Here is a 10647-nt window from a genome sequence, read left to right on the forward strand (position 1 = left end):
GCTCGACGCGCCACCGACACGGGTGGCGTCGCCGACCCCGGGAGTCCGCTCGATGCAGTCCGAACCGCACCCCGTCGTCTCGCGGAGCGAGGGGCTGTGGGTCGCCGTCCTGACGGCGGTGTTCGGGCTCTGGCTGGTGCTCTGGGCGATCGTCGTGCCGGCCTTCCAGGCACCGGACGAGCCCGCGCACCTCGACGCCGCCGTGCACGTCGCCACCGGGTCCGGTTGGCCGGCACCGGGGACGTTGCACGTGTCGAACGCCGTGCAGGCCGCGCAACGGGAACAGGTCGCCGGGGACTCTTCGACGTGGTCGACCGTGAGCGAGCTGCTCGCGGCGCACCCCGGCGACTCCGCGACGGTCGACCAGATGACGCAGCACCCGCCGACGGCCTACGTGGTGGACGCCGTCGTGCTCCGCGTGCTGCACTACGGCTCGCTCCGCTGGGACCACGCCCTCGTCGCGCTCCGGCTCGTGGACGCGCTGCTCGTGACGCCGCTCGCGCTCCTCGCGTGGGCTTCGGTCCGGCGGGTCACCCGGTCGCCGCGGGCGGGCCTGATGGGCGCACTCGCGCTGTTCGCGACGCCGCAGCTGGCGTCGATCGGGGCCTCCGTGACGAACGACGCCCTGACGTTCCTGCTCGGCGGCGTCGTGGTGTGGCTCGCGACGCGGCTCCTCACCGGGGACCTGCGACGCCGGACGCTCGTCGGGCTCGGGGTCGCGCTCGGGCTGCTCGTCTGGACGAAGGGCACGGGGCTGCCGGCGGTGCCGTTCGTCGCGGTCGTGGCCCTCGTCGCCGGTGCGGGTGTCGTCCCGTTCCGCCGTCGCGTCCTCCGGGCCGCCGTCGCCCTCGGCGTGGCCGCGGTGATCGGCGCCTGGTGGTGGCTGCGCAACCTCTGGCTGTTCCGCACCCTGCAGCCGGACGGGTACGCCGCGATCCGACCCGACCGCCCGTTCCCCGACGGCCAGGGGCCATCGGTGTGGCACTTCCTCGACGTCAGCTGGGGCACCCTCGCCCGGACCTTCTGGGGCTCCCCGGGGCAGCGCGCGCAGGTGAGCATCGGCGACCTCCTCACGGCGGTCCTGACGCTCGTCGCGCTCGTCGTGCTCGTCGGCTGGGCGTTCCGCCGTGGCCGGACCCGGCGCACCGCCTGGACACTCGCGGTGTTCCCCGCGCTCCTGCTGCTCCTGCAGACCGCGAGCAGCGCGAAGGCCTACCTCGACACGACCGAGGTCGCGGGCACGCAGGGCCGCTACCTGTTCCCGGCGCTGCTCTGCCTCGTCGTGCTGAGCGCCGTGGCGTGGCGGCGGCTGCCCCTGCCCGGGCGCGGGACGGCCGTGCTGCCCCGGGTGCTGGCCGTGGTGCTCCCGGCCATCGGGCTCTGGGGCCTCGCGGTCGCCGCCGGGTGGTTCTGGAACGCCGCGACCGGACCGCTCTCGGCCGCGAGCATCGCCCGCTACGAGTCGTGGGGTCCGGTGCCGTTCGCCGTGGTCGCCGTCGTCGCGGTGCTCGTCGCGGTCGGGCTGACCGGCGGCGTGCTGCGGGTGTGGGTCACCCCGACCCGCAGCACGCCGACCGAGGTCAGTTCCCCGACACCTTGACGACGTCGACCCGGCAGGCCTGGACCGGCGCGGACCGGATGTCCTGGCACGTCTGCTGGACGGTGAAGCTGTCCTCCAGCGTGCCGATCGCCGAGTAGTCCCGGTCCTTCGGGATGAGGGCGTTCGTGTAGTTCAGGAAGTACTGCACGCCCGACTTCTTGAGCAGTGCGACGAACGACGGGTCCTGGTAGTCGTACTCCTGGCCCGGTTCGCCGTACATCTGCGTGCCGGTGCGGAACGCGACGAGCGTGGCGTCCCGGGTGTTCGTCCCGAGGATCGTGCTGCCGGCGGGCAGCGTGTGGTTGGCCAGCAGCAGGTCCGAGAGCGGTTCGTCCGGGGTGATGACCCCGCCGAACACCTGCCCGACGGGGATGCCCGACGGGCGCGTGCCCATCGTCGAGAAGGGCGCCTTCACGCCGTTGACGTTCTGGCTGTACGCAGCGACCACCAGGACGGCGCACGCGGCCACGGCGACGACCTGCCGCACACGACGTCCCCGACGAGCCGCCCGCCAGAACGCGGGCAGGAGTGCCCCGGCGATCAGGACCGACCCGATGAAGAGCGGGAGGTAGTAGCGCGCGTTGCCGCCCTGCGTGTCCACCGTCGCGATCCCCGCGTAGCCGAGCAGGTACACCCCGGAGAAGATGCCGACGATGCTCGCGAAGACGAACCGGCGGTAGTGCACGACGCCCGCCACGACCGCGCCGACGAAGACGACGCCGATCGCGAGCGCGAACGGTGCGAACGACCCGATGCGGTTGAAGTAGTACGGCAACGCCTCGAGCCGCTGCTCGACGTAGTACCGCACCTTGCCGACGAGGGTCGTGGTGTGGCTCTCGGTCGGAGCGGCCTCGGCGCCCGGCTGCGACACCGCTGGAAGCGTGCGCTCGGCCTCGAGGATGCCGGCGTCGTAGATCGACGGCGTGCGGTCCTCGTTCGGCGACACCGCACGGGCGTTCGGCGGCGTCGCGATGCGGTACTCGTCGCCGTCGGTGCTCGACGTGTCGCTGAACTTGCCGGAGACGTTCACGGTCAGCGACGAGCCGACCTCGATGCCGCCGAACTTCACCGACAGGGCGATGGCCCACGGCGCGGAGACGAGGACCACGGCGACGAGGGCGACGACGGGCAGCAGGACGGACCGGCGCTCGCGGGCCTCGGGGCGGTCCTGGAACCAGCGGACGACCGCCCACACCGGCACCACCACGAGGAACACCGGGACGAGGAACGCCTTCGTGAAGTACCCGAACGCGCACACGGCGCCGAGCAGCACCGCGGTGAGCACGATCCGTCGCACCGAGCCGTGCCAGGCGCGGTCGGCAGCGAGCAGGGCCCAGAGGAACCCGAGGCACCACACGAGCACGAGGGTGTCCGGGGTCTGCAGGCTGACGTTCGCCATCAGGAGCGGTGCCGTCGCGGCGATCGACCACGCGGCGGTCCAGCCGTTGCCGGTCGTCCGGAGCAGCAGCCACGCCCCCATCGCCATCACGGCGACGCAGGACAGCGTGTTCACGATCGCGAAGGCCGTGGTCTGCCCGACACCGACGGCGATGAAGGGCGCCATCAGCCAGGACACCATCGGCGACCAGTAGCCGTTCACGGCGTCCGCCCAGTGCCACTCGGCGTACTGCTTCGCGATCGACATGTACGAGATGCCGTCGATGTTCGTCATCTCGAGCCGCGTGCGGAACGCGATCACGGCGACGAGCAGTGAGGCGACGAGGAGCAGCGCACCGTTCGCGAGCAGGGACACCCGCGACGGGCGCCGTCCCTCGTGGAAGGCCCCGAAGCGGCGTCGGTGCTCCACGGGAGCGTCGACGACCGGCTCGTCGGTCGTCACGGCGTCGTCGATCGTCATGCTGCTCCCCCGCGTGGTGTTCAGCGGCCCATGCCGCGGTAGGTGAAGCCGGCAGCCGTCCAGGCGTCGCGGTCGAGGCAGTTGCGCCCGTCGATCACGACGGGCGTCGCCACGAGCGAGGCGGCCACGGCCGGGTCGAGCTCGCGGAACTCGGTCCACTCGGTGAGGACGAGCACGAGGTCGGCGTCACGCAGGGCATCGGTCGCGCTCTCGGTGTAGTCGAGCTCGGGGTGCACGCGGCGCGCCGTGACGACGGCTTCCGGGTCGTACGCGGCGACCGAGGCACCGAGGCCCAGCAGCCGGGCGGCGATGTCGAGCGCCGGCGAGTCACGGACGTCGTCGGAGTTCGGCTTGAAGGCCAGGCCGAGCACGGCGACGCGCTTGCCCGCGACGACCCCGCCGAGGAGCTCCTGCGCGAGCTCGACGACGTGCGCGCGACGACGGAGGTTCGTGGCGTCGACGTCGGCCAGGAACGCCAGGGACTCCCCGACGCCGAGCTCGTCCGCCCGCGCCTGGAACGCTCGGATGTCCTTCGGCAGGCACCCGCCGCCGAAGCCGAGGCCGGCGTTGAGGAACTTGCGGCCGATGCGGGCGTCGTGGCCGATCGCGTCGGCGAGCGCCGTGACGTCGGCACCGGCGACCTCGGCGATCTCCGCCATCGAGTTGATGAACGAGATCTTCGTCGCGAGGAACGCGTTCGCGCTGATCTTCACGAGCTCGGCCGTGGGCAGGTTGACCACGAGCCGGGGCGTGCCGCTCGCCAGGGCCTCGGCGTAGACCTCGTCGAGGGCCTCGACCGCGGCCTGTCCGGCGTCGCCGTCGGGCACGCCGTAGACGAAGCGGTCCGGGCTGATCGTGTCCTGCACCGCGAAGCCCTCGCGGAGGAACTCGGGGTTCCAGACGAGCGTCGCACCGGGGACCGCCTCGGACACCTCGGCTGCGAGGCGCGCGGCCGTGCCGACGGGGACCGTCGACTTGCCGACGACGAACTCGCCGGCGGCGAGGTGCGGCGTGAGCGCGGCGACGGCGGCGTCGACGTACGTGAGGTCCGCGGCGCCGGTCGGCCCCTGCGGCGTGCCGACGGCGAGGAAGTGCACGCGCGCACCGGCGACCTCGGCCATGTCGGTGGTGAAGCGGATGCGGCCGGAGGCCAGCGCCGACCGCAGGATCTCGGGGAGACCGGGCTCGAAGAAGGGAGCCTCACCCGCGGCGAGCCGCTCGATCTTGACCGGGTCGACGTCGACTGCGACGACTTCGTGCCCGAGCTTGGCCATGGAGGCGGCGTGCACGGCACCGAGGTAACCGCAGCCGATGACAGAGATACGCACGGGAAGACGGTACCGGAACCTCGGCGCGGTTCTCGTCCGCACCGCCCGCTGTCGAGACATCGTCAGGGTCTGACGTCGCCCCATCGCGGTCGATCCGCCCCGCCGACGATCTCGTCCCAGTCGGGTTCGCGGTGCCGTCGCCGGGCCTCGTGCGCCTCGACGAGGTCGTGCAGGACCGCCACGACGAGGTCCGCATGTGGCACGTCGCCGAGCACCAGGGCCGGCTCGTCGCCGGGGAACACGAGGACGTCGCCGGACCGGAACACCCCCTGCAGGCCGCGGCGACGCACCGTCACGTCGTAGCCCCGCGAGTGCAGGAGCTCCCGCCGGGTGCGCGTGCCGAGTCCGTGCACGACGACGAGGCGCCTGGTGGTCACCACGTAGCGCTCCGACATCCAGCGGAACAGCGGCATCGCGCCGCCGAGGAACACGAGGAGCACCACGAGACCGGCGACGACGGCGTTCAGCCAGGCGAGCTGTGCCCGGAACACCCCGAAGCCGAACCCGCCGGCGAGCATGACGAGCACCACGAACACCGCGGGGCGCACGAGCCGGCGAGCGTGCGGGCGCAGCCGCGCGACCACGCGTTCGGGCGGCGGCTCGTCGGTCATGCCGTCATGCATACCGCAGGTGGGTGACGTCCCCCACGGCGACGCCCCTGGAGACGCCCGCTCGATCCCGGATCGTGATCCGGCCGTCGTCGTCGATGCCGGTCGCGTCCCCCTCCGAGGTGGTGCCGTCCGGCAGCTCGAGGCGCACCCGCTGCCCGATCGTGCCGCAGGCCGACCGGACGTGGGACCGGACCCCGTCCGCGGCCGCACCGCCGGCGACCAGGGCGACCACGGCCTCCTGGACCGCGCGGAGGAACGCGGACAGCACACGGTCGGCGAGGTCCGGTGCCGAGCCCGTCGCGCCGGCGACCGCGAGCGAGGTCGCCGTCGGCGTCGGCAGCCGGTCGGCGGGGATGGTCAGGTTCACGCCGGCGCCGACGACGACGCTGCCGTCGGCGGCGACCTGGCAGAGGATGCCGCAGACCTTGCGGCCGTCGATCTGGACGTCGTTGGGCCACTTCACCGCGACACGCTCCGGACCGTGCAGCACGGCGACGATCGCGTCGCGCATCGCGGCGCCGGCGACGAGCGGCAGCCACCCGCGGTCGCGGTCGTCGAGGTCCGCGCGGACGAGCACGCTCGCCGCGAGCGTCTGGCCGGCGGGCGCCGACCAGGTCCGGTCGAGGCGGCCGCGACCCGCGGTCTGGTCGAGCGTCGCCACGACGCTGCCGTGCGGCTGCGTCGTCGCGAGGGCGAGCAGGTCGGCGTTCGTCGACCCGGTCGTCACCGGCTCGGTGAGCACCGCGCCCGCGGCCTCGACGACGGTTCGGCTCAGCGGGAACGTCGACGACGCAGGTGTGGACATGCAGCAAATCTACGGGCAGGAACCGTGGGGGTCCTCCAACCGACCCCGCCGTCGCCGCCGGTAGGGTGAGCGGGTGACCCCAGGAGACACCCCCGATCTCTCGACGACGGCCGGCCGGCTCGCCGACCTCCGCGAGCGGTACCACGAAGCAGTGACCGCCGCGGGCGAGGCCGCCATCGCGAAGCAGCACGCCAAGGGCAAGACCACGGCGCGCGAACGCATCGAGCAGCTGCTCGACGAGAACTCCTTCGTGGAGCTCGACGAGTTCGTCCGCCACCGCACCCACGCCTTCGGCATGGAGTCGAAGCGGCCCTACGGCGACGCGGTCGTCACCGGCTTCGGCACCATCCACGGCCGCAACGTCGCCGTGTACGCGCAGGACTTCACCGTCTTCGGCGGCTCCCTCGGCGAGGTCGCCGGCGAGAAGATCATCAAGGTGATGGAGCACGCGCTGAAGACGGGCGTGCCGATCATCGGCATCCTCGACTCCGGTGGCGCCCGCATCCAGGAAGGCGTCGTCGCCCTCGGCAAGTACGGCGAGATCTTCCGCCTCAACACCCAGGCCTCCGGCGTCATCCCGCAGATCTCGATCGTGATGGGCCCGGCAGCGGGCGGTGCGGTGTACTCCCCCGCCCTCACCGACTTCGTGATCATGGTCGACAAGACCAGCCACATGTTCGTCACCGGCCCCGACGTCATCAAGACCGTCACCGGCGAGGACGTCGGCTTCGAGGAGCTCGGCGGCGCGCAGACGCACAACGCGATCTCCGGCGTCGCGCACTACCTCGCCGAGGACGAGTCCGACGCGCTCGACTACGCCCGCTCGCTCATCGGCTTCCTGCCGGACAACAACCTGTCCGACGCGCCGGCCTACGACGTCGCGCCCGAGCTCGAGACGACCGACGCCGACCGCGAGCTCGACGTCGTCATCCCGGACTCCACGAACCAGCCGTACGACGTGACGGCGATCATCGAGCACATCGTCGACGACGGCGAGTTCCTCGAGGTCCAGCCGCTCTTCGCGCCGAACATCCTCATCGGCTTCGGTCGGGTCGAGGGCCGCACGGTCGGCATCATCGCGAACCAGCCGCAGGCGATGGCCGGCACGCTGAACATCGACGCCGGCGAGAAGGCCGCGCGCTTCGTCCGGTTCTGCGACGCGTTCGGCATCCCGATCCTCACCCTCGTCGACGTGCCCGGCTACCTGCCCGGCACCGACCAGGAGTGGACCGGTGTCATCCGCCGCGGCGCCAAGCTCCTGTACGCCTACGCCGAGGCCACCGTGCCGCTCGTCACCGTCATCACCCGCAAGGCGTACGGCGGCGCGTACATCGTCATGGGCTCGAAGCAGCTCGGCGCCGACATCAACCTCGCGTGGCCGACCGCCGAGATCGCCGTCATGGGTGGCCAGGGCGCCGTCAACATCCTGTACCGCGCCGAGATCAAGCGCGCCGAGGAGTCCGGCGAGGACGTCGCGGCCGTGCGTGCGAAGCTCGCGAACGAGTACACGTACAACGTCGCGTCCCCGTACCTCGCGGCCGAGCGCGGCGAGCTCGACGGGATCATCCAGCCGCACGCGACGCGCGTCTCGGTCGTCAAGGCGCTGCGGGCCCTCCGTGGCAAGCGCGCGACGCTGCCGCCCAAGAAGCACGGGAACATCCCGCTGTGACGGGCGCACGCTGATGGGCCGCCACGCAGCAGTGGTCCCCGCGGTCCCCGTCGACCAGGCGGTCGCGGCGGCCGCCGACGTCCGTGTCGTCTCCGGCGAGCCCACGCCGGAGGAGCTCGCCGCCGTCATCGCCGTCCTGCAGCGTCAGGCGGACGAGGCGGCGTCGCTCGGCCGTCCCGAGGTCACCGTGTCGCCGCGCTCGGGGTGGGACGTGTCCGCCCGGGGACTCCGTCGGCCGCTCGAGCACGGTGCCGGCGCCTGGAGCCGATCGCTCCGCTGAGCCGCTCCGGGGGCTTGCGCGTGCCGCACGGTGCGGGCGACCATGTACCCCTGGGTACCGGGCGGTCTCGGCGCCCCGACCGCAGGATTCCCGGTCGGTCTCCCCGCAGACGGGGGACAGCAGGGGCCGAGGGCGGCGGAAATGGCCGATTTTGTCCCCCATAATGACGACTGACAGAGCGTTCGGCTGCAGGCATAGTAGTTCGTGTTCGGTGTCCTTCAACGAAGAACATCGCAGGTCGGTGGCCGACTAGGGTACGAAGCCACCTACCAGCTACGAGTCAGGGCGATATTCGGGTTGTCGCTCAGACTCGGGTCGTGAACGGGCCGGTCGGTATCCGACCGGCCCGTTCCCCGTTTCCGGGCGCTGTCGTCCGCGCGGCGCCGACGACGTTCGGGGTCGGTCCGCCTCAGACGGTCTCGTGCCGCGGGATCTCGAGCCACACGACGACCGATTCGTCCTCGTCGCCGTCCTCGTCGTCCATCCCCGCTCCGAGCGCCGCCGACTCGCTCGCCGCGAGGTCGAGCCGCAGCCCCACGACGGTCACGGCGGACTCGGACCCCTCGGGGACGGTCCGGATGATCACGTTGTCGGCCTCCCGCGCCTGGCGCAGGGCCTCGGCGATGCGGGCGTGCACCCGGCGCAGGTCGTCGATCTCGAGGTCGTCGAGACCGCCGTCGTCGTGCAGCTGCACCGTGGCGCCACGACGACGGAGGCGCATGACCTCGTCGCGGACGTCCTCCGAGAGCAGCGACCGGCCCCGGATCTCGTCGCGGATGGCCTGTTCGAGGTGCAGGCACTCGGCACGCTCCGCGTCGTCCAGGTCACCGCCGGTCTCGATGATCCGCTGGAGCATCGGCAGCGCCATGCGCGTCGTCTGGCTGAGCCGGAACTGCCGCTCGAAGACGTGGGCGTCCTGCGCCGCCTGCCAGTCGGCGGTCTCCTGCTCGGCGCGGACGAAGTCGCGGGTGACACGGGTGGCACGACTCATCGCGGCCGTGAGGCCGGTGGCGATCACCACCCACACCACACTGCCGAGCACGCCGAGCGAGCCGAGCGCCCCGAGTCCGGCCCACGCGACGGCGTGCACGGTGAGGAACCCGACACCGACCCAGGCGAACGCGACGCGCGCGCGCACGACGAGGACGACCATCAGCGTGCCGACCGCGGCGATCCACCACGTGCCGTTCCCCGGGCCGGCGGTCAGGTCGACCGTGGGCGAGGCGACGACGGGCAGCACCACGGCCGTCGCGAGCGCGAAGCACGTCGCCCAGACCGGGAGCGGCCGACCGGGCACGAACACCGCGACACCGGTCGCCGCAGCGTAGAGGACCATGCACGCGACGACCGGCCCGATCTGGGCGGCTCCGGGGAGCGTCGTCGCCGCGAGGACGAGGTGGTACACGGAGAAGAGCGTCGCGAGCCCGATCGCGACCCCGGCCGGGAGTGAGGCCTTCACCGGTGCTCCCCCGCTGCCGGCGCCCAGTCGAGCAGCACACGGGTGCCCGCCCCCGGCGCGGTGACGATCTCGGCGGTGCCCCCGGCGGCGACCACCCGCTCCACGATCGAACGGCGGACGCCGAGTCGTTCGGCGGGGATCCCCGCGATGTCGAAGCCCGCACCGTCGTCCCCGACCTCGACGTGGACGCCGGCACCGCGCTGCTCGACGACGATCCACCGGTCGACCTCGGCCGGACCGGCGTGCTGCACGCTGTTCACCGCTGCCTGGACGGCCGCCGAGGCGACGGCGTCCGCGACGATCGCGGGCACCCGGATCGACCCGACGTGCCCACGGTCGACCCGCACCGGCGCCGCGAGCGCACCGACGGCGTCGGAGATGCGGGTCCGCAGGTCCACGAGGGAGACCGGGGGTGCGTCCCCGGGGCCGTCCGCCGCCGCGGCCTCGAGGTGGTCGATGGCGTTCCGGGCCATCCGCGCGGCGAGCATCTCGGCATCGCGGGTGTCGGCCCGGGCGGCGGAGAGGAGCGTCGTGAGCACGCTGTCGTGGACGATCGCGTCGACCTGGACCCGCTCGACCTCGGTGGCGTGCTCGCGGATCGCGTGCGAGTACCGCCGGACGGCCGTGGCCTGGGCTGCGTCGACGGCTGCCGCTGCACGGCGGAGCACGATCACGATGATGAGGGCGGCCCCGCTGAGGATCGCCGTGTAGAAGCCGTTGAGCAACGCCCCGACACCCGCGTCGCCGCCCAGCGGGGTGAACCGGATGGCCACGTACACGGCCGGCACGAGGGCGGTGTAGACGGACGCCCGCCACGGGGCGAAGCCCATCGCGGCCGCGGTCGACCCCACGGTGCAGAGCCACCAGGGCCACGGTGCCTGGTCGGACGGGATCGGCTCCTGCACGGTCAACGGCCAGGTGACGAGGGCGACGAGGAACACCAGGGCGCACACGATCTGCGCGATCTGTGCCAGGCGTCTCGCGAAGACGGACGCCCCGACGAAGAGGAACGACGCGGCGAGCGCCAACGCGACGAC

Annotated in this window: 9 protein-coding genes; 3 read left to right on the plus strand and 6 right to left on the minus strand. The window is 72.6% G+C overall.

Going from position 1 to position 10647, the window contains the following annotated elements; genetic code table 11:
• Window positions 1-52 precede the first annotated feature (52 nt).
• The gene (locus tag JSX79_RS16215) at window positions 53-1600 is read left to right on the plus strand and encodes a DUF2142 domain-containing protein (protein ID WP_229087142.1); all 1548 of its coding nucleotides are present in this window, start codon (window positions 53-55) and stop codon (window positions 1598-1600) included.
• On the opposite strand, the gene JSX79_RS16220 is transcribed toward JSX79_RS16215, so the two are convergent.
• The 4 genes from JSX79_RS16220 to JSX79_RS16235 form a co-directional block, all read right to left on the minus strand.
• Window positions 1581-3458, minus strand: a complete 1878-nt coding sequence (locus tag JSX79_RS16220) for a glycosyltransferase family 39 protein (RefSeq protein ID WP_229087143.1) — start codon at window positions 3456-3458, stop codon at window positions 1581-1583. The genes JSX79_RS16215 and JSX79_RS16220 overlap by 20 nt on opposite strands.
• Window positions 3459-3478: 20 nt before the next feature.
• Complete coding sequence (locus JSX79_RS16225) at window positions 3479-4786, minus strand: UDP-glucose/GDP-mannose dehydrogenase family protein (protein WP_071295778.1); 1308 nt, start codon at window positions 4784-4786, stop codon at window positions 3479-3481.
• A 62-nt stretch (window positions 4787-4848) separates the two neighbouring features.
• Complete coding sequence (locus tag JSX79_RS16230) at window positions 4849-5397, minus strand: PH domain-containing protein (RefSeq protein ID WP_070418457.1); 549 nt, start codon at window positions 5395-5397, stop codon at window positions 4849-4851.
• Window positions 5398-5401: 4 nt separating this feature from the next.
• Window positions 5402-6202: a biotin--[acetyl-CoA-carboxylase] ligase gene (locus JSX79_RS16235; RefSeq protein WP_083403378.1), complete on the minus strand. Its 801-nt coding sequence runs from the start codon at window positions 6200-6202 to the stop codon at window positions 5402-5404.
• 73 nt (window positions 6203-6275) lie between these two features.
• Between JSX79_RS16235 and JSX79_RS16240 the strand changes: the two genes are divergently transcribed.
• Complete coding sequence (locus tag JSX79_RS16240; RefSeq protein ID WP_229087144.1) at window positions 6276-7871, plus strand: acyl-CoA carboxylase subunit beta; 1596 nt, start codon at window positions 6276-6278, stop codon at window positions 7869-7871.
• Between the two features lie 13 nt (window positions 7872-7884).
• Window positions 7885-8151 (plus strand): acyl-CoA carboxylase subunit epsilon, encoded by a 267-nt coding sequence (locus tag JSX79_RS16245; protein ID WP_083403379.1) that lies wholly within the window; start codon window positions 7885-7887, stop codon window positions 8149-8151.
• A 409-nt stretch (window positions 8152-8560) separates the two neighbouring features.
• Here the strand turns inward: JSX79_RS16245 and JSX79_RS16250 are convergent, their stop codons facing one another.
• Together JSX79_RS16250 and JSX79_RS16255 are read right to left on the minus strand one after the other, a co-directional pair.
• Window positions 8561-9610, minus strand: a complete 1050-nt coding sequence (locus JSX79_RS16250; protein WP_070418455.1) for a hypothetical protein — start codon at window positions 9608-9610, stop codon at window positions 8561-8563.
• Window positions 9607-10647, minus strand: a 1041-nt coding sequence (locus JSX79_RS16255) for a sensor histidine kinase (protein WP_229087145.1), incomplete at its 5' end; no start/stop codon positions are given. The genes JSX79_RS16250 and JSX79_RS16255, both read right to left, overlap by 4 nt.

It is taken from the genome of Curtobacterium sp. GD1, assembly GCF_020882855.1.
Taxonomy (GTDB): domain Bacteria; phylum Actinomycetota; class Actinomycetes; order Actinomycetales; family Microbacteriaceae; genus Curtobacterium.